General features: G+C 46.1%; 1 tRNA gene. It reads right to left on the bottom strand.

Annotated features, from left to right (window positions below):
* Window positions 1-116: 116 nt before the first annotated feature.
* Window positions 117-192, bottom strand: a tRNA-Glu gene (locus AACU19_RS20170).
* Window positions 193-358: the final 166 nt, after the last annotated feature.

Genomic DNA, 358 nt, shown 5'->3' with positions numbered 1-358 from the left:
CAGTGTTTCAATTTTCAGCTTGATCCAGATTTTTAAAGAGCAAATATCTTAAACATGACTCGTAAGTCATCTTTAACGATATTAAGGTCGGCGACTTTCACTCACAAACCAGCAAGTGGCGTCCCCTAGGGGATTCGAACCCCTGTTACCGCCGTGAAAGGGCGGTGTCCTGGGCCTCTAGACGAAGGGGACACGAAAATTGCTTATCACGCGCTGCGTGATATTTTCGTGTAGGGTGAGCTTTCATTAATAGAAAGCGAACGGCCTTATTCTCTTCAGCCTCACTCCCAACGCGTAAACGCCTTGCTTTTCACTTTTCATCAGACAATCTGTGTGAGCACTGCAAAGCACAGTTCTT

It is taken from the genome of Escherichia sp. MOD1-EC4550, from assembly GCF_963876935.1.
Lineage (GTDB): Bacteria > Pseudomonadota > Gammaproteobacteria > Enterobacterales > Enterobacteriaceae > Escherichia > Escherichia coli_F.
This window is presented reverse-complemented; position numbering and strand designations above follow the sequence as displayed.